The organism is Actinacidiphila sp. DG2A-62, assembly GCF_035825295.1.
In the GTDB taxonomy this organism is placed as follows: Bacteria; Actinomycetota; Actinomycetes; order Streptomycetales; family Streptomycetaceae; genus Actinacidiphila.
Map to the genome: position 1 here is coordinate 4535546 of NZ_JAYMGI010000002.1, position 24412 is coordinate 4559957.

The window sequence follows — 24412 nt, forward strand, 5'->3', positions numbered from 1 at the left end:
ACAGACGGAGGAGCGAACGTGAGCGTGAAGAGCACTGCCGCTGGGGGTCCCCCCGCCAAGGGCAGGGCGAGGGCGCCCCGGGGCGGCGCGAAGCGCCGTGCGGGCGACCCGGAACTCGTACAGCTGCTGACCCCCGAGGGCGACCGCGTCGAGCACGGCGAGTACTCCATCGACCTGACGCCGCAGGAGCTGCGCGGCCTGTACCGCGACATGGTGCTGACCCGGCGCTTCGACGGCGAGGCCATCACCCTGCAGCGGCAGGGCGAGCTGGGCCTGTGGGCGTCGCTGCTCGGCCAGGAGGCCGCGCAGATCGGCTCGGGCCGGGCCACCCGCCCCGAGGACTACGTCTTCCCCACTTACCGCGAGCACGGCGTGGCCTGGACCCGCGACGTGGACCCGCTGAACCTGCTGGGCATGTTCCGCGGCGTCAACAACGGCGGGTGGGACCCCAACGAGAACAACTTCCACCTGTACACGATCGTCATCGGCTCGCAGACGCTGCACGCCACCGGCTACGCGATGGGCCTGGCCAAGGACGGCGCGGACGCCGCGGTGATCGCCTACTTCGGCGACGGCGCCTCCAGCCAGGGCGACGTGGCGGAGTCCTTCACCTTCGCCGCGGTCTACAACGCGCCGGTGGTCTTCTTCTGCCAGAACAACCAGTGGGCCATCTCCGAGCCCACCGAGAAGCAGTCCCGGGTGCCGATCTACCAGCGCGCGGCCGGCTTCGGCTTCCCCGGCGTCCGGGTGGACGGCAACGACGTGCTGGCGGTGCTCGCGGTCACCCGCGCCGCGCTGGAGCACGCCCGCAGCGGGCAGGGCCCGATGCTCGTGGAGGCGTTCACCTACCGGATGGGCGCCCACACCACCACCGACGACCCGACCCGCTACCGCACCGACCAGGAGCGCGAGGAGTGGGCGTCGAAGGACCCGATCGCCCGGCTGCGCGCCCACCTGGACAAGGAGGGGCTGGCCGACGAGGCGTTCTACGCCGGCGTCGAGGAGGAGAGCGACGCGCTGGCCAAGCGGGTCCGCGAGGGCGTGCGGAACATGCCCGACCCCGACAGCATGGCGATCTTCGACCACGTCTACGCCGACGGGCACGCGCTGGTGGACGAGGAGCGCGCGGCGTTCGCCGAGTACCTCGACTCCTTCGACGACGCAGGCGACCCAGGCGACTCCCCGCACGCCGCGGGCGCGGCCGCCGCACACGGAAAGGGCCGCTGACCATGACCCGGATGCCACTGGCCAAGGCCCTCAACGAGTCGCTGCGCAAGGCGCTGGAGAACGACCCCAAGGTCCTCGTCATGGGCGAGGACGTCGGCCGCCTCGGCGGTGTGTTCCGCATCACCGACGGCCTGCACAAGGACTTCGGCGAGAGCCGCGTCATCGACACCCCGCTGGCCGAGTCCGGCATCGTCGGCACCGCGATCGGCCTGGCGCTGCGCGGCTACCGCCCGGTGGTGGAGATCCAGTTCGACGGCTTCGTCTTCCCGGCCTACGACCAGATCGTCACCCAGCTCGCCAAGATGCACGCCCGCGCCCTCGGCAAGATCAAGCTGCCGGTCGTGGTGCGCATCCCCTACGGCGGCGGGATCGGCGCGGTGGAGCACCACAGCGAGTCCCCGGAGGCGCTGTTCGCGCACGTCGCCGGTTTGAAAGTGGTCTCGCCGTCCAACGCCAACGACGCCTACTGGATGCTCCAGCAGGCCATCGAGTGCGACGACCCGGTGATCTTCTTCGAGCCCAAGCGCCGCTACTGGGACAAGGGCGAGGTCGACACCACGGCGGTCCCCGGCCACCTGCACAAGGCGGCCGTGGTGCAGCAGGGCACCGACCTGACGCTCGCCGCCTACGGGCCGATGGTCAAGGTCTGCCTGGAGGCCGCCGCTGCCGCCGCGAACGAGGGCCGCAGCCTGGAGGTCGTGGACCTGCGCTCGATGTCGCCGATCGACTTCGACACCGTGCAGGCGTCGGTGGAGCGCACCGGCCGGCTGGTCGTGGTGCACGAGGCGCCGGTCTTCTACGGCGCCGGCGCGGAGATCGCCGCCCGGATCACCGAGCGCGCCTTCTACCACCTGGAGGCGCCGGTGCTGCGCGTGGGCGGCTTCCACGCCCCCTACCCGCCGGCCCGCCTGGAGGAGGAGTACCTCCCCGGTCTCGACCGGGTGCTGGACGCCGTCGACCGCTCGCTGGCGTTCTGAGGAGAGGGCTGTGACCGTCATGACACAGACGCAGGGGCAGCGGTTCCGCGAGTTCAGGATGCCGGACGTCGGCGAGGGCCTGACCGAGGCGGAGATCCTCAAGTGGTACGTGGCGGTCGGCGACACGGTCGCCGACGGCCAGGTGGTCTGCGAGGTGGAGACCGCGAAGGCGGCCGTCGAGCTGCCCATCCCGTACGACGGGGTGGTCAGCGAGATCCGCTTCGACGAGGGCACGACGGTGGACGTCGGCACGCCGATCATCGTGGTCGACGCGGGGCCGGGCGCCGGCCCCGACGAGGGTCCGGTGTCGGACGCGAGCCCGGACACCGCGGCGGCCGCGCAGGAGACGCCCGGCCCCGCGCCGGCCGCGCCCTCCGGGCAGGAGCCCGCGGCCGAGGGCGGAGCGCCCGCGCGGCAGGCCGTGCTGGTCGGCTACGGGGTCGCGCCGTCGTCCACCACCCGCAGGCCGCGCAAGTCGCGCACGGGCGCCGCCCCGGCGGAGCCCGCGGCGCTGAACGGCCACGCGGCCCCCGCCGCACCGGCGCCGTCCCCCGCCGTACCGGCGCCGGCGCCCGCACCCGCCGTGCCGGCCCCGCGGCCGGCTCCGGCGACCGGCCGCTGGCCAAGCCCCCGGTGCGCAAGCTCGCCAAGGACCTGGGCATCGACCTGGCCGCCGTGGTGCCGACCGGGCCGGGCGGCGTGGTCACCCGCGACGACGTCAGGGCCGCGGCCGACCTGGGGGTGCCGGCCGCCGAGGCCGCGCCCGCGGAGCGGGCCGCCGGGCCGGACGCGGTTCCCCCGGCCGGGGACCGGGCCCAGGCGGACCAGCGGACCGCCGCTGGCGACCCGGCCGCGCGCGAGACCCGCGTCCCGGTCAAGGGCGTCCGCAAGGCCACCGCGCAGGCGATGGTCACCAGCGCCTTCACCGCGCCGCACGTCACGGAGTTCGTGACGTTCGACATCACGCGGACGATGAAGCTGGTGCAGGAGCTGAAGGCGGACCCCGCGTTCGCCGGGCTGCGGGTCAGCCCGCTGCTGCTGGTCGCCAAGGCGCTGCTGGTCGCGATCCGCCGCAACCCGGAGATCAACGCCGCCTGGGACGAGGCCAACCAGGAGATCGTCCACAAGCGGTACGTCAACCTGGGCATCGCGGCCGCCACGCCGCGCGGCCTGATCGTGCCGAACATCAAGGACGCGCAGGACCGTACGCTCCCCGAACTGGCCGCGGCGCTCGGCGAGCTGATCGCCACCGCACGGGACGGGAAGACCTCGCCGGCGGCGATGCAGGGCGGCACGGTCACCATCACCAACGTCGGCGTCTTCGGCGTCGACGCGGGCACGCCGATCCTCAACCCGGGGGAGTCGGCGATCCTCGCCTTCGGCGCGGTCAAGCTCCAGCCGTGGGTGCACAAGGGCAAGGTGAAGCCGCGCCAGGTCACCACCCTCGCGCTCTCCTTCGACCACCGGCTGGTGGACGGCGAGCTGGGCTCCAAGGTGCTCGCGGACGTCGCGGCGGTGCTGGAACAGCCGAAGCGGCTGTTGACCTGGGCGTGAACCGGACTGCGGGCCGGTAGCGGCCGGAAGCCGCTGACACGGCGGCGGAGTACGCGGACGTACACACGTCCGGGTACTCCGCCGCGCGTGTTACGTGCGCGAAGCGTCCCTTTTGTGCTGCGATCGACCGTATGGTCGTCTCAGTCTCCGTCGTGCTGCTGCTGGTCCTGCTCGCCGCCATGCTGATGCGCAACCGCTCCCTGAAGCCCAGTCACGCCGTGGTGTGCATCCTGCTCGGGTTCTGCCTGTCGTCCACCAGCCTGGCCCCCACCATCCAGTCCACGCTCGTCTCGACCGCGAGCCTGGTCGGCACGATGCGGCCGTAGCGCGGTCGCAGGCCCCGCCAGGCCAGCCTCCCGGTCGCGCGCCCGGTCACGCGTCCCGCCAGCCTCCCGGTCGCGCGCCCGGTCAGGCGACGGTGAACGCGCGGTAGACCGTGGTGACCGTGCGGTTGCCGCCGGTGTCGGTGACCCGGGAGCTGAGCGAGAGCGAGGCGCCCGCGCGCTGCGCGGGCAGCTTCACCGTCCACGAGCCGCCCGAGCCGGTGACGGTGAGCGGGTGCCAGCTGCGGCCGCCGTCGGTCGACCCGAAGACCTCGACCTTCTTCACCGCGGCCGGCCACATCGGCACGCCCGCCTGGGTGCCGGCGCGGTCCATGACCAGCGGCACGATGGCGGCCCGGCCGGCCGGGACGCGGTTGTACAGGTCCAGGCCGTCGGGCAGGAAACGCGTGAGGAAGGCGGGCGGCACCGCGTTCGAGGCGGGCCCGGCGTGGAAGGAGAAGGCCGCGTCGGTCGCCGTCGACATCATCCCGGCCGGCTGCGGCACCCCGGTGGCGTGCCGGTAGCCGTGCACCTTCAGCGTGTACGCGCCGGAGGCGGTGACCGGCGCCCAGAAGGTCTTCGGCCCCTTCGCGGACTGCGAGTCGCCGAGGCCGGTCCTGGTCACCACCGTCTTGCCGTCACGGAGAAGCGTCGCGGTGGCGTTGATGGTGATGTCCGCGCCGGTCCGCAGCGGGTCGGCGACCATGCCGGAGGTGTAGAAGCCCAGTTCGCCCTTGCTCACCCACGGCAGGTAGCGGGCCGGCCCCACACCGCGCGGCCGAAGTCGAGGCTGTCGCTGCTCCCCGCGCTGACGTCCGCCGTGCCGTGCCAGGTGTCGTAGCCGAAGTCCCACGCGCCCGGCGTGACGTGGTAGTCCCGCGCGTAGGGCAGGGCGAGGAACGGCACCTGCGTCTGCAGCCCCGCCGCGCAGCCGGTGGCCTTGGGGACCGCGTAGACCCGCGCGGTGGAGGTGTTCAGCGAGGACGGCCCGCGCATCGCCCGTACCGAGACCGTTCCGGTGCCGGCGCGCGCCAGGGTGATCGGGTCGCCGGTCAGCGCGGTCGTGCCGGTGGCGGCGTACGCGTCCTTCTTCGTGGGCGACACCCAGGTGGCGGTGTAGCCGAGCCGGACCAGCGGGTCGGCGTTCGGCACGACGTACACCGGGGCCGTGCCCGCCCCGCCGGCCACGCCCTCCAGGGCCTTGGCGGCGCCCGTGACGCACACCCGCGCGGCGACGGCCTGCCGGTAGTCCGCGCCCGGCGCGGCGTCCAGGCCGACCGACAGCGCGCGGCCCTGCCGGGCGTCGACGGTGACCTCGGTGGTCGCGTCGTCGGCGACCGTGACGACCTGCGCGGCGAGCGTCATCGTGGTGGTGTCGGGCTCCTCGACCGTGACCACCACCGCGTAGCGGCCGGCCGGGAGCACCGTGGGGTAGCCGGTCTGCAGCTCGCGCGGAGTCGCGCCCGGGACGTCGAGCGCGGTCACGCCCATCCACTGGTGGGCGGCCGTGCCCTGGCGGTTGAGCGCCGTCACGGTCAGCGAGCCCTCCACGGCCGCCGCCTGACCCGCCGTCACCGCGACCAGCGCGGGCGCGGCCACCGCGACGGCCGCGGTCAGCGCCGCCGCGCGGCGCCCGCGCCCGCTCCGGGTCTTCTGCGTTCTCCTGGCGTTCCGCACGCGTTCCCCTCCCCTTGTCCGTGTCCTGTCTGATCGCCGGGAGGCCCGCGAGGTTGCCCCCGCGCGGCCGTCGCTTCCCGCGCCCGCGACGGTGCGGGCCTCCCGGCGCGGTCGGTCAGCTCGCCGGGACGACGGTGAAGGCGCGGTAGACGGTGCTGACGGTCTGGTTGCCGCCGGTGTCGGTGACGCGGGAGCTGAGCGAGAGCGAGGCGCCCGGGCGCTGCGCGGGCAGGTGCGCGGTCCACGCGCCGCCGGTGTGGGTGACGGCGAGCGGCTGCCAGCTGCGGCCGCCGTCGGCGGAGGCGAAGACCTCGACCTTCTTCGCGGTGCTCGGCCACCGCGGCACCCCGGGCTGGGTGCCGGTGCGGTCCAGGGTGAGCGCGATGGAGGCGCCGGTGGCCGGGGTGCGGTTGTACAGGTCCAGGCCCGCGGGCTCGAAGCGGGTGAGGAAGCCGGGGGCCACGGCCTTCGAGGTCGGGCCGGCGTGGAAGCGGAAGGACACGTCGACCGCGCTGGACAGCCGGTTCGGGTCGGTTTCGAGGCCGGGGACGTGCCGGGTGGCGTGCACCTTCAGCGTGTACCAGGCGGATCGGGTGACCGGCCCCCAGAAGGTGCGCACGATGCCCGGCCCCCAGTTGCCGAGGCCGCTCGTGGAGGCGACGGCGGTGGAGCCCCGGTACAGCGTGGCACTGGCGTTGATGGAGGTCTCCAGACCGTCCAGCACCGGGTCGGCGAACAGCCCGGAGGTGAAGAAGCCGAGCTTGCCCTGCTGCACCCACGGCAGGTAGCGCACCGGGCCCCACACCGCGCGGTTGTAGAGCTGGCCTGGGTTGTCGCCGGGGACCACGGTCTGGTCGGCGAGGAAGTTGGTGGTGCCGGCGCCGAAGGTCCAGTTCCAGGCGCCGGGCGTCAGGTGGTACGCCGACGCGTAGGGCTCTGTGGTGAAGCGGCCGCCGGTGGAGGCCCACCGGTCGCAGCCGGCGTCGTCGGGGACCACGTCGAGGGCCGAGTAGCGGTCGAGGGCGGGGCCGCGCCTGACCTGGACGGGCACGGCGCCGAAGGACGCGCGGGCGACGGTCCCGCCGGGGTGGTCGTCGAGCGGGCCGGTGCCCGCGGCCTTCCACACGCTGTCGTTCTCCAGGCCGGTCCAGGTGGAGAGGTAGCCGAGTTCGGTGCTGCCGCCGGGGTCGGGGATCACGTAGAGGTTCCCCGGGTCGTTCGTCGCGCCGATGTGCGCCGGGTGGCCGTCGCTGCAGATCCGCGCGGTGAGCCGCTGCGGGTAGCCGTCGTCGAAGGGGCGGTCGACCTGCACGGAGACCGCGCGGCCCTGCCGGGCGTCGAAGTCCACCGCGGTGGTCGCCCCCGCGGTCACGGCGACCACCCGCCCGGCGAGGGTGTCGGCGCCGTTCTCCTCCTGGATGTCCGCGGCGACCTCGTAGCGGCCCGGGGCCAGCGCGACCCGGTCCCCGGTGGTGACCACGATCTGCCGCTGGGTCGCCTCGTCGGTGACGGACACCGTGCGGATGGTGACCGGCCCGCCCTGCCGGTCGGTCGCGGTGACCACCAGCGTGCCGTCGGCCGCGGCCGCGGCCGTGGGCGTGCCGGTGGCCGCCGTCGTCCCCGACGGCCGCGCCGCGGCCGGTGACACCGATCCCGCGATCACCGCGGGAACCGTGAGCGCCAGCGCCGCGGCCCGGACTCCCGCCCGGAATTCACCTCTGTGTCTCATGGCCGTCCCCTCCCGTTGGCCTGTGTGGACTGTCAGACACGCGAGGAACGCGCAGGGTTGTCCGGGGTGTGGACGCTCTGGTGGACGCCGCACTGTTGTATCTATGATGTGCGCATCATGGATGCCACTGCTTCCGCCGCCGTCAAGGCGCCGCCCGCCGCCGAGCGGGTCTACCTGCACGTCAAGTCCGGCGTGCTCGACCGCAGTTACGAGGGCGGCACGCTGCTCACCGAGGGCGATCTGGCCGAGGCCGTGGGGGTCTCGCGCACACCGGTGCGCGAGGCGCTGCTGCGGCTGGAGGCCGAGGGGCTGCTCAAGCTCTATCCGAAGAAGGGCGCGCTGGTGCTGCCGGTCTCGGCGCAGGAGATCGCCGACGTGGTGGAGACCCGGCTGCTGGTCGAGCAGCACGCGGTGCGCAAGGTGGTGGGCGCGGCGCCGCCGCGGCTGATCGAGCGGCTGGAGGAGTCGCTGGCCGAGCAGCGCGAGCACGCCGCGGCCGGCGACCTGTCCGCCTTCGCCGTCGCCGACCGCTGCTTCCACGCCGAGATCGTCCGCGCCGCCGGCAACCGCATCCTCGCCCACCTCTACGACCAGCTGCGCGACCGCCAGCTGCGGATGGGCGTGGCCACCATGCACGCCGAGCCGAGCCGGGTCGCCAAGACCCTCGCCGAGCACGCCGAGATCCTCGAAGCGCTGCGGGCGGGCCGGCGGCAGACCGCCGAGCAGGTCGTCGGCCGGCACATCTCCTGGGTCAACACCCTGGCCCGGGGCGAGTCGTGACCGGCCGCGGCCTGCCCGCCGCCACGCTGCCCGGCGACCCGCCGGGCGGCCGGCGCGCCGCCCTGGTCTGGGGGGTCGGCACCCTCGTCTACCTGGTGGCCGTGGTGCACCGCACCAGCCTGGGCGTGGCCGGCATCGACGCCTCGCACCGCTTCCACATCGGCGCCTCCGCGCTGTCCACCTTCTCCATCCTCCAGGTGCTGGTCTACGCGGGCATGCAGATACCCGTCGGCCTGATGGTCGACGCGCTCGGCACCAAGAAGGTGCTGATGCTCGGCGCGGCGCTCTTCACCCTCGGCCAGGGCGCGTTCGCCCTCTCGCACTCCTACGGCACCGCGCTCGCCGCTCGCGCGGTGCTCGGCTGCGGCGACGCGATGACCTTCGTCAGCGTGCTGCGGCTGGGCTCCCGCTGGTTCCCGGCCCGGCGCGGCCCGCTGGTCGCGCAGGGCGCGGCGCTGTTCGGCGTGGCCGGCAACCTCGTGTCGACCGTCGCGCTGTCCCGGCTGCTGCACTCGGCCGGCTGGACGACGACCTTCCTCGGCACCGCGATCGGCGGCGCCGGGGTCCTGGTGCTGGTCGCGCTCTTCCTCAAGGACCACCCCGAGGGATACGTCCCGCCGCCGTCGCGGCACGCCGGCGCGGCCTACGTGCGGCGGCAGATCGCCGACGCCTGGCGCGAGCCGGGCACCCGGCTGGGCATGTGGACGCACTTCACCACGCAGTTCCCCGGGATGGTCTTCCTGCTGCTGTGGGGCCTGCCCTACCTGGTGGAGGACCAGGGCCTGTCGCGCGGCGCGGCCGGCGGCCTGCTCACCCTGGTGGTGGTCGCGAACATGGTCTTCGGCATGCTCTTCGGCCAGCTCATCGCCCGCCACCACGGGCTGCGGATGCCGCTGGCCCTCGGCGTCGTCGCGGCCACGGCCGCGGCGTGGGCCGCGGTGCTCACCTGGCCCGGCGGCCAGGACCCGACCTGGCTGCTAGTGCTGCTGTGCGTGGTGCTCGGCGCGTGCGGCCCGGGCTCCATGATCGGCTTCGACTTCGCCCGCCCGGCCAACCCGCCCGAGCGCTTCGGCACCGCCTCCGGCATCGTCAACATCGGCGGCTTCACCGCGTCCATGCTCACGCTGCTGGCCGTGGGGGTGCTGCTCGACGCCACCTCCGACGACTACCGCGTCGCCTGGAGCTCGGTGTTCGTGCTGCAGGCGGTCGGCGTCACGCAGATCCTGCGGCTGCGGCGCGCCGCCGAGCGCCTGGAGCGTGAGCGGGTCGCGGTCTCCCGCGTCGAGTCCGTCCACCGCACCCGGCCGGCCGCCGTCCCCGACTGACCGCGGTCTCCGCTGACCGTGCGGTCGGCCGTGCGGTCGGCCGGCCGGTCGGCCGGGCGGCCAGCCGTGCGGCCCGCGGCTTCCGCCGCGCGCGGGGGCGGCGGCGCGGCGCGGGCCCGGGGGCTCGGGCGCGGGGGGCTGCTCAGGCGCGGGGGCTCAGATGCGGCGGGTTCAGATGCGGGGGGGGCTCAGGCGCGGCGGGCTCCGGCGGGGGGCTCGGCGAGGGGCGTGAAGTGGACCGGCAGCGCCGGCGGGGGAGCCAGCCGGGCCGGCGCGAGGGCCAGGTCGGGCAGCCGGTCGAGGAGGACCTCGACCGCGGCCGTCGCGATGACCTCGGCCAGCTCCGCCGCGGGCGCCGGGCAGCGGTGCTCGCCGTGGCTGAAGGCCAGATGCGCCTGGTTCCCGCCGCCGGCCGCGGCGAGCGCGCCCGTGCCGGCCTCGGGCGCGTAGGGGCAGACCTGCGGGTCGGCGTTGGCCGCGGCGAGGCCGAGCACCAGGCAGTCGCCGCGGCGGATGCGCCGGCCGCCGAGCTGGGTGTCGTGCACCGCCCAGCGGCCCAGCACGTTCTGCATCGGCGGCCGGGTCCACAGCACCTCGGTCAGCGCCTGGCCGACGCTGCGCCGGCCGCCGGACAGCGACACCGCGAAGCGGTCGTCGGTGAGCATCAGCCGCAGCGTGTTGCCGATCCAGTCGGCGGTCGGCAGCACGCCCACGGTGAACAGCGCGACGAGGTCCTCGGCCGCCTCGTCCGGGGTCAGCCGGGCGGGGTGCGCGAGCAGCCGCGAGGCCAGGTCGCCGCCGGGCTGCCGGGCCGCCCGCTCCAGCAGCAGCTCCATCGCGCCGTGCACGCGGGCCCGGCCGGCCGCCGCCTGCTGCGGGTCGTCGCCGAGCGAGGCGGCCAGGTCGCGTTCCAGGTCCAGGGTCTCGGCCTCGTCCAGCGCGAGCAGCCGGGCGACCACCCGGCGCGGCACCGGGTCCGCGTACTCCCTGATCAGCTCGGCGCGGCCGGCCCCGGCGAAGCGGTCGACCGCGGCGTCCGCGGTGCGCTCGGCGTCCAGCCGCACCCCCAGCGGGTCGCACCCGGCCAGCACGTCGCTGATCGCGCCGGCCCTGCGCCGATGCTCCTCCCCCTCGGTGAACAGCACCGACGCGGTACGGGAGACGAACGGCAGCATCGGCCAGTCGCGCGGCACCCGGTCCCAGGCGTTCCAGCGCAGCGGATCGCGGCCGAACAGCTCGGGGTGGGCGGCCACGTACTGCACCTCGCGGTAGCCGAGCACCAGCCACACCGGCACGTCGCCCTCCAGCAGCACCGGCGCCACCGGGCCGTACACGCGCCGCAGTTCGCGGTAGACCTCGGCGTCGCCGCCGCGCAGCGCCCGTCCGTCCAGCCGCGCGGGCTCGCTCCGGTCCCCCGTCATCGTGCCGCCCTCCCAGACGCGTCCGCCGCGTCCGCCGCGTCCGCCGGGTCGGCCGTGTCGGCCGCGCCCGCCGTGTCCTTCTCGGGTACGCCCCGCGGTCCGCTCGCCCGCTCCAGCGCGTGGCGGACGAGCGTGACCAGGACCTGCTTGGCCGACTGCCGGCTGCGCGCGTCGCAGTCGACCACCGGCACCCCGGGGGACAGCGCGAGCGCCTCGCGCAGCTCCGCCAGCGAGTGCTCGGGCGGCACGAAGTTGTTGCGGGCCACGACGAACGGCACCCGCAGGTGCTCCAGCCGGTCCACCGCGTACCAGCAGTCGGCCAGCCGCCGGGCGTCCACCAGCACCACCGCGCCGAGCGTGCCGGAGAACAGCCGGTCCCACAGGAACCAGAAGCGCTCCTGGCCGGGCGCCCCGAACAGGTACAGCACCCGCTCCTCGTCCAGCGTGATCCGGCCGAAGTCGAAGGCGACGGTGGTGCGCGACTTGCGCTCCACGCCCGCCGGGTCGTCGACGCCGACACCCGCGCCGGACAGCGTCTCCTCGGTGCTCAGCGGCCGGATCTCGCTGACCGCGCCGACCAGCGTGGTCTTCCCCACGCCGAACCCGCCGACGACCGCGATCTTCAGCCCGTCCCGCGCCGTATCGCGCAGCCACGGATGGGTGGCGTCAGAGGTTCTGGAGGGCACGGAGCACCTTCTTCAGGGTGTCGGGCGGCGGCAGCGCCGGCTCCTCGCCGCGCCCGCGCACCTGGGTCCGCGGGTGCCGGGCGGTGATCCGCCCGGCCGCCAGCAGGTCGCCGAGCAGCACCTTGACCACGCCGACCGGCAGGCCGAGCCGCGCGGACAGCTCCACCACGGCCACCGGATACCGGCACAACCGCAGGATCCGTACGTACTCCGACTGCATCCCGCGGACCGGCTCGCCCACGCCGACCACGATGGTCACCAGGTCGAACGCCGAATCGCGCCCCGGCGTACGGCCGCCGGTGACGGTGTAGAGCCGGTCGGGGTCGCCGCTGTCGACCGGCCCGCGGATCATGCCGAGAGCTTCCCCGCCGCGGCGGCCCGGCTCCCCGCGCGCGGGTCCTCGCGCAGGAAGTCGCCGATGTGCTCGACCAGTTCGTTCATCCGGAAGCCGATCACGCCGGCGTCCGCGGCCTCGTCGCCGACCACCGCGAGGTGCGCGCCGTGGCCCGCGCCGACGATGAACAGGATGCCGCCGGGGAACTCCGTCATCGACTGCCGCACCCCGCCGCTGCCGTCGCCGAACTCCACCGACGCGCCGTGCGCCAGCGCCTGTATGCCGGAGGCTATCGCCGCCAACTGGTCGGCCTGGTCCACCGAAAGGCCCGGCGACAGGCTCAGCTTGAGGCCGTCGCGGGACAGCAGCAGGGCGTGCCGGGCGCCCGCGGTGTGGTTCACCAGCCGCTCCAGCAGCAGTTCGGGGTGCTCCTCGTGCTCTTCGTGCTCTTCGTGCCCGTCGCGTGCGTTCGTGGCCGTGGTCGTCATCGCTCGCCGTCCCCTCCTCCGGTTCCGCCGTGTCCTTCGAGTCCTTCGGAGGCCGCGCGCGCCGCGGGGCCCGGCTGCTCCAGGGTCCGCCTGCCGCCGGCCCGGTGGCCGCCGGTGCTCTCGTCCGGCGCGGGCTGCCGCTGCCAGGGCGTGCCCGGCTCGGGACCGCTGCCGAAGTCCGCGGCGGCGCGGGCCCGTTCGCCGCGGCCGGCCCGGGGCGTGCGGTCGCTCTGCCCGGTGCGGTCGGTGCGGTCGGTGCGGTCGGCGCGCTCGGTGCGGTCGGTCGGCCCGGCGCCCTCCGCGCGGTCGGCCTGTCCCGCCTGCCCGGCCTGCCCGGCCTGCTCGGTCCGCTCGGTGCGCTGCTCACCGTGCCGTGCGGCGCGGCCGCCGGTGGCCGCCTCGCGGAAGGCGCTGAACCGCGATCCCGCGTCGGCCCTGGCCCGGGTCGCGCGCGCCTCCTCGGCCGGGTCCGGGTCGAGGAAGGCGTCGCTCGGGTCGGCGCCCAGGTCGCCGTGCTGCGCCGCGCCCAGCGTCTGCCCGCGGGGCCGTCGGGGCAGCGGCGAGGGCAGGCCGGTCGGCACGACCGCGCCGGGCGGGTACGCGTCCGCGCCGGATGCGTGGCCGGGAGCGCTCCCGTACGGCTCCTGCCGGTACGGGTCCGGTGCGTACGGGTCCGGTGCGTACCCGCCGGACGGGTACGGGCCGGCGGTGTGCCGGTCGGGCGGGTACGGCTCGGAGGCGTGCGGACCCGCGGCGTACGGGTCCGCGGCGTGTGCACCCGCGGCGTACGGGTCGGGTGCGTGCGGGCCCGCGGCGTACGGACCGGGCGGCTGCGGGGCCGGTACGTGCGGCGGCGGCAGGTGCGTGCCGCCGCCGATGTCCTGCGCGGGGCGGGCGTGCGAGGCGGCCCGCTCGTACGCGCCGGGCGCCGCGTTCGGGTAGCCGGAGCCGGGGAGCACCGGCAGCCGTCCCGCGCCCGCGCCGGCCTCCGGGCCCGCGCCGCCGGCGCCGCGACCCGCGCCGCCCGCGTCCGCGCCGGTCTCCGGCAGCGGGAAGTCGTGCGGCGTGCGGGTCAGCAGCTTCGGCGGGATCAGCACCACGACGCCGGTGCCGCCGCGCGAGGACGGGCGGAAGGAGACCGTCAGGCCGTGCTTGCGGGCGAGGCTGCCGACCACCGCGAGACCGAGGCGGGTGCCGGAGAGCGCGCCGAGCCGGGGGTCGGCCGAGCCCGCGCCGCTCGCCGCGGCCGGACCGCCGGCAGCCGCCGTGCCCGCGCCGAAGCCGGCCGCGCCGGCCGCGCCGGAGCCGCCCGCGCCGGCCGGACCCGCGGCGCCCGCGCCCCCGGCGCCCGGACCCGCGCCGCCCGCCGGATCGGCCGCCACCGCCTGCTCGGCGCGGGCCAGCACGGCGGCCGGCATGCCCAGCCCGGCGTCCTCGATGGTCACCACCACGCCGGAGGTCGTCTCCTGGACGTAGACGTGGACCTCCTCGCTCGGCGGGGAGAACGTGCAGGCGTTGTCCATGAGTTCGGCCAGTGCGTGCATCACGCCCTCGGCCGCCTGGCCGACCACCGCCGAGGTGCTGACCGAGTGCAGCCGCACCCGCTGGTACGCCTCGATGCGGCCGAGCGCGCCGCGCAGCACGCTCTCCATCACGATCGGCTTGGTCCAGCGGCGGCCGGACCGCGCCCCGGTGAGCACCGCGATGGTGTCCGCGAGCCGGCCGGCCTGGGCGGTGCAGTGGTCCAGGTGCAGCAGGTCGCCGAGCACCTCCTCGCCGTGCCGGTTCTCCATCTCCCGCAGGTCGGCGAGCATCGCCGTGGTCAGCGCCTGGGCGCGGCCCGCGGCGGTCGCGCACACCGCCATCCCGGCGGCGCGCAGCCGCTCGCTGGCGGCGATCTCGCGCAGCGCCACGTCCAGCAGCCGGCGGTGCGCGGCGCCGGCCGGCTGCGGCAGCCGGCTCAGCACGGCGTCCGCGGAGCCGCCGGCCCGCAGCCGCTCCACCGCGAGCGGGATGGTCACCTCGGCCAGCCGCGCGGTCTCGCCCTCCAGCGCCGCCGACTTGGCGGTCTCCGCCTTCAGCGCGGCGCGCAGCGAGATCTCGGCCTCGGCCGCGGTCCGCCGCCGCACCTCCGCCTCGCGCGCGGCGCGCTGCACCGATTCCAGGTCAGCGGACATCCGGCGGCTCGCCTCGGCGTAGGCGGCGGCGTTGCGGGCCGACTCGGCGCGCAACGCCTCGGTGTGGGTGCGTAGTTCGCCGGCCAGCCGGAGCCGGGAGAGCAGCAGCGCGACGCTGAGCCCGAGCAGCGCGGCGGCGGCCGCGCCGGAGACCGTGACCAGCGGGCGGTCCTGCGCGGTGGCGCGCGAGGCGGCCCAGACGCAGGCGGCGCCCGCGGCGACGGCGGCGGTCAGGGGGAGGACGGCGGAGCGGACCGCGGAGGAGGACCGCGGGGATAACGGGGACGAGCCGTGTGCTGACATCAGTCGGTACCTCGTGCCGAGAGCCCGGATGAGCGCGATCGCGCCTCACCCTACTCGGCCAACCCCCCGGTCACGGGGGAAAACCGACTCTTCCGCCATCGGAACGTCACCGGCCCCTCACCGTCCGTACCCAGCGCGATCGCCAGAGGCCTATGCGGTGACTCCCGGTGATACGAAGGCGGTTGACACCGGAAGTGCCAACCGCCGTTCCGTTTGTGCGAGTTGTGTGTGGCGCGTTCTCGCGGCTCCCCGAATGTTGAATTGACGGTATGTCAGCCGACTTGGCGGGCGCGGCCGGGCGGGATTTGACGTGGCGTCAGGCGTCGGGTCCGCATCGGCCGGCCGGTGATCCGCACCGGTCAGTCGGTGACCGCGATGTGCGCCAGGATCGCCTGCGCGAGGTCCGGGTCGCCCTCGGTCTTCAGCCGGTCGTCACCCACCGACGACGGCTTGATCCGGCCGCACAGCAGCCGCATGAAGGTCTCCCAGTCGAGCACGAAGGTGACCGCGGGCCCGAGCGAGACGGCCGAGTCGATCGTCCCGCGGCCCTCCTGGTCGACCCGGACCGTCCGCATGAACTCCAGCGGTCCGTGCACGTCGAAGACCACCGCGGAGCCCGGCTTGGCGCCGGCGTCGTGCGCCACCAGCTTGGGCAGCGCGCGCAGCACGAAGTCGCGGGCCAGCACCGCGGCGGGGGAGGCGAGGTTGCCGGGCCTGTCCAGCGCCCGGCGCAGGTCCTGCTCGTGCACCCAGACGTCGAAGACCCGCGCCCACAGCTGCTCCTCCAGCGTGATCTCGCCGCCGCCGATGGCGCGCACCTCGGCGTCCGGCTGCCGGGACTCGTTCCGCAGCTGCCGGGAGCGGCGGATGATGGTGTACTCCAGCTCCGAGGTCATCTCGGGCGCGGTGTGGTGGCGGCGGATGTCGACCGGCACCTCGGTGTAGCGCGCACTCTCGGAGGTGATGTGCCGCAGGTCGCTGGGCAGACTGTGGATCGGGCGGGGGTCGCCCAGTAGTTCGCACTCGAAGCCGATGAGGTGGGAGACCACGTCGCGCACCGACCAGTAGGGGCACTCCGTCGGGCGGTTCCACTCCCCCTCGGCGAGCGGGGCGACCAGTTCGTTGACGGATTCTATGGAGTGGGTCCAGGCGTCGATGTACGGCTGGAGCTTGCTGTGGACGGTCACGGGACCCCTCGACGGATCGGTGCGCGGTCGTGGTGGTTGGCGCCTAAGTTACGCTGCGCGCGGGCGCCCACGCAGTGCTTTCGAGTGACGATGGTAGGCCCGACTTGACGACCCAACGTATGGGCGGTGACCCGGTGCGCGCAACGCTTCTCCAGATCGACGTCGACCCGAGCGAGACGCCCGCCGACCGGCGCGCCCGCGTCGCCTCCGCGGTGCGCGCGCAGGCCGGCGCGGATCTCGTCGTCCTGCCCGAACTCTGGCCGGTCGGGGCGTTCGCCGCGGACTCCTTCGCGGCGGAAGCGGAGCGGGTGGACGGCGGTCCGACCGCCGTCGCGATGGCCGCGGCGGCGCGCGAGGCCGGGGTGTGGCTGCACGCCGGGTCGATCGTCGAGCGCGACGGGGACGGGCCGGACGCGCCCCTCTACAACACCTCGCTGCTCTACTCCCCGGACGGCGTACTGCGGGCCGCCTACCGCAAGATTCACACGTTCGGCTTCGACGAGGGCGAGGCGGCGGTGATGGCGGCGGGCGAGCGGATCGTCACGGCGGAGCTGCCGGCGGCGGTGGCCGGGCTCGCGACGTGCTACGACCTGCGGTTCCCGGAGCAGTTCCGGCTGCTGGTGGACGCGGGGGCGGAGCTTCTGGTGCTGCCGGCGGGGTGGCCGGCGCGGCGGCGGGAGCACTGGGGGGTGCTGGTGCGGGCGCGGGCGGTGGAGTCGCAGGCGTACGTGCTGGCGTGCGGGACGGCGGGGACGCATGCGGGGGTCGAGCAGGCGGGGCACAGCATGGTGGTCGATCCGTGGGGGGTCGTGCTCGCGGAGGCGGGGGCGGGGGAGCAGGTGCTCACGGTCGAGTTCGATCCGGGGGCGGTGGCGGCGACCCGCACGGATTTCCCGGTCCTGCGCGACCGAGTCCTGGGGCTCCCGACGCCCCCTCCCCCCACTGATCGCTGAGCGCTGCGCCTGGCCGGGTGCGCTGAGTTGCGTTTGGACGGGTACGGCCCATTCGGGGCAGCCGCGTAGCCGGTTTCTCAGGGGCGCGGGGAACTGCGCGACAAGCCACGACGGCGAGTCGGACGGCGACGGCGGGACCGGGGCAGACGGGACGAGGGGGAAAGAGCGTGAGCCGGGCGTGGGGGAAAGCGGTGGGCGGCGTGGCCGCGGGCACGGCCGGAGCGGCCGGGACGCTGCTGCTGTGGTGGCTGATCGCAGATCGCTCGTGGCGCTGGGAAGCGCTGTGGATCCTCCTCGCCGCGCTGGCCGTCGCGGCGGCGCAAGCCGCGACGAGGGGCCGCGACGCCGAGGAGTACGCCACGGTCGTCGCGCTGATCCTCGGCCTCGTCTGGGTCTGCGCCGCCTCGACCGCGTGGGCCACGTACGAGATCCGCGAGTGGAGCCGCTCGCCCACCTCCGTCGCGGCGACGGTCACCGACTGCCGCGACGCCGGAACCGTCGTGGACCCCAACAGCGGCGCCTCGTACGACCAGTACGACTGTCTCTACCACTGGACCGCGGGCGGCGCCGCCCACACCCAGCGGCGTTCGGCCAACCATCTGTACGCCGACGGCCACGCCGCGCACGTCAACGTCGACCGGTTGGGCGACGCGCACAGCCACGACGTGGTGGCGATCGTCTTCGCCCTGGTGATCGCCGTCGGCTCGGGCGGCCTGCTGATGTTCGGCGCGGGCTGGGCGATGGTGGAGTTCCGCGAGGAGCGCCGGAACAGGCAGAGCGAGGCAGCCAGGCGCGCGCGGGACCAGGAGCGGGCGGACCGGTCCGCGTAAGGTGCGGAACTGGAGGGCGTACGCGGACGTGGTGGAGGTGGCGATGGCGGGGGCGGGGCGGCCGGTGGACCATCGGCGGCGCGCCGAGCTGCTGGACGCGGTGGTCGACTACACCGTCGAGCACGGCTTCTCCGAGCTGTCCTGGCGGCCGGTGGCCGCGGCGCTCGGGGTGGCGCCCACGACGCTGGTGCACCGCTTCGGCACCAAGGAGGGGATGCTGGAAGCCATCCTCACCCGGCTGCGGGAGCGGATGTTCGCGGCGACCGGCGACACCCACGGCGAGGGCGCCGGCCTGGAGGCGGCGGCGCGCGCGGTCTGGACGCGCGCCTGCGACCCCGCGCGCGGCCCGGAGTTCCGGCTGTTCTTCGCGGCCTACGGCCGCGCGCTCCAGGCGCCGGGACCGTTCGCGGACTTCCTGTCCCACGTGGTGGCCGACTGGATGGACGCGCTGTGCGCCGCGCAGGGCCCGGATGTCGACCCCCAGACCGCGCGCCGCCGCGCCACCCTGGTGATCGCCACGATCCGCGGCCTCCTCCTGGACCTGCTCACCACCGCCGACCACCCCCGCGTCCAGTCCGCCGCCGAGACCTTCCTCGCCACCCTGGCCACGCCCGCGCCCCAGTAGCGCCACCCGCCAACCGGCCGACCTCCCGCCCTGCGCACGCTGCCTCCCACCGCGTGGACCTCGCCCATGCCCGGTACGCCACCCGCGATCAGGACGGAGTGTTGGAGACGCCGTTGGAGGTGCGGGCAGCGCAGCCCCAGGTTCACGCGTCGCCGGAGCTGAGGCTCTCGTACGCATTGCGTAGGTCGGCTGCCTCTGGCAGCCGTCTGGCCTCGACGGATTTCACGACCTCCAGCGCCCGCCAGTGGTTGGACGGAACCACGCGCCCCGAGAGTATGGCCTTCTGCGCCGCATCGCAGGCTTCGTCGGGCCGGGCATGCGGAGGCGCAGAGGTGAAGCAGACTCTCGCTGATGGACGTCCGTCGGTCGTCAGGACGTGGCCGCCAGCTGCCCAGTCGGTGGGCAGGGCGCGGCGGCTGCTCGCCGGGTACCTTGCCGCGTGGGGCCTGCCGCAGATCACGGAGGATGCCCAACTGATCCTCTCGGAGTTGGTGACGAATGCGATCACGCATGCGCATCCGCCGTTCGGCAACGTGATCGCTACCCGGTTCGAGCGGCTGGCGGACGGAGTGCGGATCGGGGTCCATGACGCCGGTGACAGCAGGCCGGAGCCGCGCCGGGCTCGGGTTGACGAAGAGTCCGGGCGCGGCCCGGATCTGGTCCACGCGCTGACGGGCGGAGCCTGGGGTCTTGGCGATCGGGACGGGCCGGGGAAGTCGGTGTGGGCGGTGTGCACCGGCAGTCAGGACGAGGTGCGTTCGTGACGCGCGCACATGACGATCGCGAATCCGCACGGCCCCGGTCGCCGTTCCGGACGTGGGTCGTCACGACCAGCGGCGGGGAGATCGTCCGCGGGTATCTGCCGTGGTGGGCTCAGGACGACCCGAGCAGGACCGCGGTACGGCCGGATAGGCTGCAGTTCCACCTGGCCGGCATCGTCCGTCAGGCCGATCGCGGTGGCTTGGTCGCCCGCGTGGTCACGGGGACGGGTTCGGCGCTGGACGCAGGCGTGCTGGTGGTCACGATCGACTGCGTTCCGTTCGGTGAGGACGGCGAAGCGGACCTGCCGGTGGTCAACCTCCAGATCGTGGACGACTTCTGGATCAGGGACCTGGACCCGGCCGGCGTGGTCGATCTAGGCCGGCGGCTGAGGGCTCTGGCCGACCGATTGACGGGCACGGTCGCGCCGGAACTCGCAGCCGCCCGTGCCGACTGGGCGGCACGCCATCGCGCCGACGACCCGGCCATATGACCCAGCCGCGCCGTTACTGTGTCGGGCATGCTGAGAACGCCGCCGTCCTGGCAGGCGACGTCGTTCTCGACTGCTCGACGACACGGAGGCCCGGCGACGATGACCGCCCGCGGTGATCAGCTCTCGCTGCCCGGCTCCGCCGTGGCGCGGCGGCGGGCGCGTGCGGACGCGGTGCGCGTGCTGGTGTTCAACGCGCAGCACGCCGCCCCGGCGCGGGCGTGGCGGCAGGCCGAGTGGATCGCCGCGCAGGATGCCGCCGACCTCGTCGTGGTCACCGAGGTCGGCTCCGGCCCCGGCGGCGCGGCGCTGACCGCCGCGCTGGCCGGGTGCGGGTACGGCTCGGTGGTCGCTCCGGAGGCCGACGCCGCGGACTACCGGACCGTGCTCGCCTCCCGCGGGGGCCCGCTGAGCCCCGTCCCCAGCGGCATCGGTGTCCTCCCGCACCGCGCTCCCGCGGCCACCGTGCGGGTCGGGGACCAGCCGGTGCTCCTCCTCGGCCTGTACGTCCCCTCGCGCGGGCCCAGGGAGCGCCGCAACGAGGCCAAGCGGGCGTTCCAGGACGCGGTCGCGAAGGCGCTGCCCGGCTTCCTCGCGTCGTTCGGCGGCGGCCCCGTGATCGCCGCCGGCGACCTCAACGTGGTGGAGCCCGGGCACGTCCCCCACCACGCCGTCTACGGCGACTGGGAGTACGCCTTCTACCGCTCCTTCGCCGAGGCCGGACTCACCGACGCCTTCCGCGTTCTGCATCCCACGGCCGCCGGGCACAGCTGGGTCGGCCGCAGCGGCAGGGGCTACCGGTTCGACCACGCCTTCGTCACGGCGCCGCACCGCGCCCAGGTGCGGCAGTGCGCGTACGACCACGCGCCGGTGGAGCTGGGGCTGACCGACCACGCCGCCCTGTCGCTCGTCCTCGACCTGCCGACCTGACCGGGCGGGCCGGCGAAGGGGGCCCAGTCGGTCCGAGAAGAGGGGCCTCAGCGGCCGTAGGGGGAGTCCGCCGGGATCGTGCCGAGGCGGCCGGCCTGGAAGTCGTCGAAGGCCTGGGCCAGCTCCGCGTGGGTGTTCATCACGAACGGGCCGTACTGCATCATCGGCTCGCGGATCGGGCGGCCGCCGAGCAGCACCACCTCGAAGTTGGCGCTGCGCGAGTCCTGCGTGGGCGCGGCCCGCAGGGTCAGCGAGGTCCCGTCGCCGTAGACGACCGCCTGGCCCATGTGGAAGGGCCGCGCCTGCGGGCCCGCGAAGCCCGCGCCCGCCAGGCCGTACGCCAGGGCGTTGAAGTCCTCGCGCCAGGGCAGCGTCAGCTCGGCGCCCGGCGTGAGCGAGACGTGCAGCATGGTGATCGGTGTGTGGGTGGCGCCCGGGCCGCGGTGGCCGTCGAGGTCGCCGGCGATCAGCCGGATCAGCGCGCCGCCGTCCGCGGAGGTCAGCAGCTTCAGCCCGCCGGCGCGGATGTCCTGGTACTTCGGCGCGATCATCTTGTCGCGCTTGGGCAGGTTCACCCACAGCTGGAGGCCGTGGAAGAGGCCGCCGCTCATCACCAGCGACTCCGGCGGCGTCTCGATGTGCAGCAGCCCGGACCCCGCGGTCATCCACTGGGTGTCGCCGTCGGTGATCGTGCCGCCGCCGCCGTGGCTGTCCTGGTGGATGAAGGTGCCGTCCATGATGTAGGTGACGGTCTCGAAGCCGCGGTGCGGGTGCCATGGCGTGCCCTTGGGCTCGCCGGCCGCGTAGTCCACCTCACCCATCTGGTCCATCATGATGAACGGGTCGAGGTGCCGGTAGTCGACGCCGGCGAAGGCGCGGCGCACCGGGAAGCCCTCCCCCTCCAGGCCGCTCGGCGCGGTGCTCACCGCGAGCGCCTGGCGCGGCCTCGCGTCGGCCGGCGCGGTCACGCGCGGCAGGCTCAGCGGGTTCTCTACGGTCACGGCGGGCATGTGGGGTGCCTCCTCGAATGATGTCCACGGGCCAAGTTAGTTGAACTCTGAACATCTAGCAAGGCGTGACTATTCCGTCACCCTCCCGGAGGAGCGCTCAGCGGTGCGGGGAACGCCTCAGCCGTACATCCGGCGCATCGTGAAGTCGACCATCTGCTCGACGGCCTTCGCGTCGAAGACCATCCGGTGCTGGCCGTCGATGTCGAGCACGAAGCCGTAGCCGGTGGGCAGCAGGTCGAGCACCTCGGCGCCGGTGATCACGAAGTACTTCGACTCCTTGCCGGCGTAGCGGCGCAGCTCCTTGAGCGAGGAGAACATCGGGATGACCGGCTGCTGGGTGTCGTGCAGCGCCAGGAAGCCGGGGTTCTCGCCGCGCGGGCAGTAGATCTTGGACGTGGCGAAGATCGCCTGGAAGTCCTCGGCGGACATCGATCCCGTGGTGAACGCGCGGACCGCGTCGGCCAGCGACGGCGGGGACGGCTCGGGGTAGGCGGGGGCCGGCTCCTGGTAGCCGCCGGGGCCGGGCATGGAGCTCTGGCCGGGGATCGGCCCGCCGGGACCGGGGCCGGGGTTCACGCTCTGCTCGTAGCCGTACACGCGCCCTAGCCTAACGAACACGGCTGCCCGCCACGGCGGAGAGGAAACCGTCACATCCGCAGGTCTGGGGTTGCTTGTTGTTACTCCCGGGTAGCATCATCGTCGTACGACCATGTGTCCGACCTTCACCACAGCCTTCACCACACGTACCTCACGTACTTCTCGACCAGACGTGAACGCAGCAGCGAGACGGAGCCTCGTCATGGGCCACTACAAGTCGAACCTCCGCGACATCGAGTTCAACCTCTTCGAGGTCCTCGGCCGCGACCAGCTCTACGGCACGGGTCCGTTCGCGGAGATGGACGTGGACACCGCGAAGGACATCCTCGGTGAGCTGGCCCGCCTGGCCGAGAACGAGCTCGCCGAGTCGTTCGCCGACGCCGACCGCAACCCGCCGGTCTTCGACCCCGAGACGAACACCGCGCCGATCCCGGACAGCTTCAAGAAGAGCTACGCCGCCTTCATGGACGCCGAGTACTGGCGGCTGGGACTGCCCGAGGAGATCGGCGGCACCACCGCCCCCCGCTCCCTGATCTGGTCGTACGCGGAGCTGGTGCTGGGCGCGAACCCCGCGGTGTGGATGTACTCCTCGGGCCCGGCCTTCGCCGGCATCCTCTTCGAGGAGGGCACCGAGGAGCAGAAGAAGATCGCCGCGCTGTCGGTGGAGAAGCAGTGGGGCTCCACCATGGTGCTCACCGAGCCCGACGCCGGGTCCGACGTGGGCGCGGGCCGCACCCGCGCGATCAAGCAGGACGACGGCTCCTGGCACATCGAGGGCGTCAAGCGCTTCATCACCTCGGGCGAGCACGACATGTCCGAGAACATCCTGCACTACGTGCTGGCCCGCCCCGAGGGCGCGGGACCCGGCACCAAGGGGCTGTCGCTGTTCCTGGTGCCCAAGTACGAGTTCGACCCGGAGACCGGCGAGCTGGGCGAGCGCAACGGCGTCTACGCCACCAACGTCGAGCACAAGATGGGCCTGAGGGTCTCCAACACCTGCGAGATGACCTTCGGCGACAAGCACCCGGCCAAGGGCTGGCTGATCGGCGAGAAGCACGACGGCATCCGGCAGATGTTCCGGATCATCGAGTTCGCCCGGATGATGGTCGGCACCAAGGCCATCGCCACCCTGTCCACCGGCTACCTCAACGCGCTGGAGTACGCCAAGGAGCGCGTGCAGGGCCCGGACCTCGCGCAGTTCATGGACAAGGCGGCGCCCAAGGTCACCATCACCCACCACCCCGACGTGCGCCGCTCGCTGATGACGCAGAAGGCGTACGCCGAGGGCATGCGCGCCCTGGTGCTCTACACCGCCTCGGTGCAGGACGCGATCCAGGTCGCGGAGGCGAACGGCGAGGACGCCAAGCAGCTGCACAGCCTGAACGACCTGCTGCTGCCCATCGTCAAGGGCTACGGCTCGGAGAAGTCCTACGAGCAGCTCGCCCAGTCCCTGCAGACCTTCGGCGGCTCCGGCTACCTCCAGGAGTACCCGGTCGAGCAGTACATCAGGGACGCCAAGATCGACACCCTCTACGAGGGCACCACGGCGATCCAGGGCCAGGACTACTTCTTCCGGAAGATCGTCCGCGACCAGGGCCAGGCGCTGACCGGGCTGAGCGAGGAGATCAAGAAGTTCCTCGCCGAGGCGTCCGGCGGCGAGGAGCTGGCCGCCGCCCGCGACCAGCTGGCGAAGGCCGCGGTGGACCTGGAGGCGATCGTCGGCACGATGCTCGCCGACCTGGCCGCCACCGAGCAGGACGTCCGCTCGATCTACAAGGTCGGCCTGAACACCTCCCGGCTGCTGCTGGCCTCCGGCGACGTGGTGGTGGGCTACCTGCTGCTGCGCGGCGCCGCGGTGGCCGCGGAGAAGCTGCCGTCGGCGACGGGCAAGGACGCCGCGTTCTACGCGGGCAAGATCGCGGCGGCGAAGTTCTTCGCCGAGTCGGTGCTGCCGGGCGTCGGGGTCCAGCGGACGGTCGCCGAGTCGGTCACGCTCGACGTGATGGACCTGCCGGAGGAGTCCTTCTGAC

The 24412-nt window shown here is 74.2% G+C and carries 23 protein-coding genes and 1 pseudogene; 13 read left to right on the plus strand and 11 right to left on the minus strand.

The features are described from left to right. The first annotated feature begins 18 nt into the window (after positions 1-18). From pdhA to VSR01_RS20270, 4 genes and pseudogenes are all read left to right on the plus strand, one after another. Positions 19-1227, plus strand: a complete 1209-nt coding sequence (pdhA, locus tag VSR01_RS20255) for a pyruvate dehydrogenase (acetyl-transferring) E1 component subunit alpha (protein WP_326450590.1) — start codon at positions 19-21, stop codon at positions 1225-1227. A 2-nt stretch (positions 1228-1229) separates the two neighbouring features. Continuing rightward, positions 1230-2204, plus strand: coding sequence for an alpha-ketoacid dehydrogenase subunit beta (locus VSR01_RS20260; protein WP_442785503.1), 975 nt, complete (start codon positions 1230-1232; stop codon positions 2202-2204). A gap of 19 nt (positions 2205-2223) precedes the next feature. Further along, positions 2224-3758, plus strand: a pseudogene (locus VSR01_RS20265) (dihydrolipoamide acetyltransferase family protein). Between the two features lie 131 nt (positions 3759-3889). Beyond that, positions 3890-4084: a hypothetical protein gene (locus VSR01_RS20270; protein WP_326450591.1), complete on the plus strand. Its 195-nt coding sequence runs from the start codon at positions 3890-3892 to the stop codon at positions 4082-4084. An 82-nt stretch (positions 4085-4166) separates the two neighbouring features. Here the strand turns inward: VSR01_RS20270 and VSR01_RS20275 are convergent, their stop codons facing one another. From VSR01_RS20275 to VSR01_RS20285, 3 genes are all read right to left on the minus strand, one after another. Then, the gene (locus VSR01_RS20275) at positions 4167-4823 is read right to left on the minus strand and encodes a hypothetical protein (RefSeq protein ID WP_326450592.1); all 657 of its coding nucleotides are present in this window, start codon (positions 4821-4823) and stop codon (positions 4167-4169) included. Continuing rightward, a complete protein-coding gene (locus VSR01_RS20280) occupies positions 4820-5758 on the minus strand; it encodes a hypothetical protein (RefSeq protein ID WP_326450593.1) in 939 nt (312 codons plus the stop codon). Before VSR01_RS20280 ends, VSR01_RS20275 begins: the two co-directional genes overlap by 4 nt. A 115-nt stretch (positions 5759-5873) precedes the next feature. After that, a complete protein-coding gene (locus VSR01_RS20285) occupies positions 5874-7487 on the minus strand; it encodes a hypothetical protein (RefSeq protein ID WP_326450594.1) in 1614 nt (537 codons plus the stop codon). A gap of 117 nt (positions 7488-7604) precedes the next feature. Here VSR01_RS20285 and VSR01_RS20290 point away from each other — a divergent pair, with 117 nt between their 5' ends. After that, positions 7605-8267, plus strand: coding sequence for a GntR family transcriptional regulator (locus tag VSR01_RS20290; protein ID WP_326450595.1), 663 nt, complete (start codon positions 7605-7607; stop codon positions 8265-8267). After that, positions 8264-9592, plus strand: coding sequence for an MFS transporter (locus VSR01_RS20295; RefSeq protein WP_326450596.1), 1329 nt, complete (start codon positions 8264-8266; stop codon positions 9590-9592). The genes VSR01_RS20290 and VSR01_RS20295 overlap by 4 nt, the downstream gene beginning before the upstream one ends. 188 nt (positions 9593-9780) lie before the next feature. Here VSR01_RS20295 and VSR01_RS20300 read toward each other — a convergent pair whose 3' ends face one another. The 6 genes from VSR01_RS20300 to VSR01_RS20325 all read right to left on the minus strand — a co-directional run bounded on the left by VSR01_RS20300 (position 9781) and on the right by VSR01_RS20325 (position 16188). Next, positions 9781-11013: a cytochrome P450 gene (locus VSR01_RS20300; RefSeq protein WP_326450597.1), complete on the minus strand. Its 1233-nt coding sequence runs from the start codon at positions 11011-11013 to the stop codon at positions 9781-9783. After that, complete coding sequence (locus VSR01_RS20305) at positions 11010-11699, minus strand: GTP-binding protein (protein WP_442785504.1); 690 nt, start codon at positions 11697-11699, stop codon at positions 11010-11012. Before VSR01_RS20305 ends, VSR01_RS20300 begins: the two co-directional genes overlap by 4 nt. After that, positions 11680-12051: a DUF742 domain-containing protein gene (locus VSR01_RS20310; protein ID WP_326450598.1), complete on the minus strand. Its 372-nt coding sequence runs from the start codon at positions 12049-12051 to the stop codon at positions 11680-11682. The genes VSR01_RS20305 and VSR01_RS20310 overlap by 20 nt, the downstream gene beginning before the upstream one ends. After that, positions 12048-12521, minus strand: coding sequence for a roadblock/LC7 domain-containing protein (locus tag VSR01_RS20315; RefSeq protein ID WP_326450599.1), 474 nt, complete (start codon positions 12519-12521; stop codon positions 12048-12050). Before VSR01_RS20315 ends, VSR01_RS20310 begins: the two co-directional genes overlap by 4 nt. Next, positions 12518-15001, minus strand: a complete 2484-nt coding sequence (locus tag VSR01_RS20320) for an ATP-binding protein (RefSeq protein ID WP_326450600.1) — start codon at positions 14999-15001, stop codon at positions 12518-12520. Before VSR01_RS20320 ends, VSR01_RS20315 begins: the two co-directional genes overlap by 4 nt. A 359-nt stretch (positions 15002-15360) precedes the next feature. Beyond that, positions 15361-16188: a maleylpyruvate isomerase family mycothiol-dependent enzyme gene (locus tag VSR01_RS20325; RefSeq protein ID WP_326450601.1), complete on the minus strand. Its 828-nt coding sequence runs from the start codon at positions 16186-16188 to the stop codon at positions 15361-15363. Between the two features lie 134 nt (positions 16189-16322). On the opposite strand from VSR01_RS20325, the gene VSR01_RS20330 reads away from it, so the two are divergent. The 6 genes from VSR01_RS20330 (at position 16323) to VSR01_RS20355 (ending at position 20775) form a co-directional block, all read left to right on the plus strand. Next, positions 16323-17141: a carbon-nitrogen family hydrolase gene (locus VSR01_RS20330; protein ID WP_326450602.1), complete on the plus strand. Its 819-nt coding sequence runs from the start codon at positions 16323-16325 to the stop codon at positions 17139-17141. Positions 17142-17308: 167 nt separating this feature from the next. Beyond that, a complete protein-coding gene (locus tag VSR01_RS20335) occupies positions 17309-17971 on the plus strand; it encodes a hypothetical protein (RefSeq protein WP_326450603.1) in 663 nt (220 codons plus the stop codon). Position 17972: 1 nt separating this feature from the next. Further along, entirely contained in the window at positions 17973-18596 is a 624-nt protein-coding gene (locus tag VSR01_RS20340; RefSeq protein WP_326450604.1) for a TetR/AcrR family transcriptional regulator, read from the plus strand. A gap of 332 nt (positions 18597-18928) precedes the next feature. After that, a complete protein-coding gene (locus tag VSR01_RS20345; RefSeq protein ID WP_326450605.1) occupies positions 18929-19360 on the plus strand; it encodes an ATP-binding protein in 432 nt (143 codons plus the stop codon). Beyond that, positions 19357-19848 carry a DUF6907 domain-containing protein gene (locus VSR01_RS20350; protein WP_326450606.1) on the plus strand — a complete coding sequence of 164 codons (492 nt, stop codon included), beginning with the start codon at positions 19357-19359 and terminating at the stop codon, positions 19846-19848. Before VSR01_RS20345 ends, VSR01_RS20350 begins: the two co-directional genes overlap by 4 nt. A 27-nt stretch (positions 19849-19875) precedes the next feature. Then, positions 19876-20775 (plus strand): endonuclease/exonuclease/phosphatase family protein, encoded by a 900-nt coding sequence (locus VSR01_RS20355; protein WP_326450607.1) that lies wholly within the window; start codon positions 19876-19878, stop codon positions 20773-20775. A 47-nt stretch (positions 20776-20822) separates the two neighbouring features. Here the strand turns inward: VSR01_RS20355 and VSR01_RS20360 are convergent, their stop codons facing one another. Both VSR01_RS20360 and VSR01_RS20365 read right to left on the minus strand, forming a co-directional pair. Continuing rightward, positions 20823-21785: a pirin family protein gene (locus tag VSR01_RS20360; protein ID WP_326450608.1), complete on the minus strand. Its 963-nt coding sequence runs from the start codon at positions 21783-21785 to the stop codon at positions 20823-20825. A gap of 117 nt (positions 21786-21902) precedes the next feature. After that, positions 21903-22382 carry an SseB family protein gene (locus VSR01_RS20365; RefSeq protein ID WP_442785505.1) on the minus strand — a complete coding sequence of 160 codons (480 nt, stop codon included), beginning with the start codon at positions 22380-22382 and terminating at the stop codon, positions 21903-21905. 202 nt (positions 22383-22584) lie between these two features. Between VSR01_RS20365 and VSR01_RS20370 the strand changes: the two genes are divergently transcribed. Next, positions 22585-24411, plus strand: a complete 1827-nt coding sequence (locus VSR01_RS20370; protein ID WP_326450609.1) for an acyl-CoA dehydrogenase — start codon at positions 22585-22587, stop codon at positions 24409-24411. Position 24412: the final 1 nt, after the last annotated feature.

Excerpts from the sequence above, each read along its gene's own strand:
- VSR01_RS20355 (WP_326450607.1), top strand. The coding sequence starts at position 19,876 with ATGCTGAGAACGCCGCCGTCCTGGCAGGCGACGTCGTTCTCGACTGCT.
- VSR01_RS20285 (WP_326450594.1), bottom strand. The coding sequence starts at position 7,487 with ATGAGACACAGAGGTGAATTCCGGGCGGGAGTCCGGGCCGCGGCGCTG.
- VSR01_RS20270 (WP_326450591.1), top strand. The coding sequence starts at position 3,890 with ATGGTCGTCTCAGTCTCCGTCGTGCTGCTGCTGGTCCTGCTCGCCGCC.
- VSR01_RS20260 (WP_442785503.1), top strand. The coding sequence starts at position 1,230 with ATGACCCGGATGCCACTGGCCAAGGCCCTCAACGAGTCGCTGCGCAAG.
- VSR01_RS20360 (WP_326450608.1), bottom strand. The coding sequence starts at position 21,785 with ATGCCCGCCGTGACCGTAGAGAACCCGCTGAGCCTGCCGCGCGTGACC.
- VSR01_RS20290 (WP_326450595.1), top strand. The coding sequence starts at position 7,605 with ATGGATGCCACTGCTTCCGCCGCCGTCAAGGCGCCGCCCGCCGCCGAG.
- VSR01_RS20300 (WP_326450597.1), bottom strand. The coding sequence starts at position 11,013 with ATGACGGGGGACCGGAGCGAGCCCGCGCGGCTGGACGGACGGGCGCTG.
- VSR01_RS20310 (WP_326450598.1), bottom strand. The coding sequence starts at position 12,051 with ATGATCCGCGGGCCGGTCGACAGCGGCGACCCCGACCGGCTCTACACC.
- VSR01_RS20315 (WP_326450599.1), bottom strand. The coding sequence starts at position 12,521 with ATGACGACCACGGCCACGAACGCACGCGACGGGCACGAAGAGCACGAA.
- VSR01_RS20320 (WP_326450600.1), bottom strand. The coding sequence starts at position 15,001 with ATGTCAGCACACGGCTCGTCCCCGTTATCCCCGCGGTCCTCCTCCGCG.
- VSR01_RS20370 (WP_326450609.1), top strand. The coding sequence starts at position 22,585 with ATGGGCCACTACAAGTCGAACCTCCGCGACATCGAGTTCAACCTCTTC.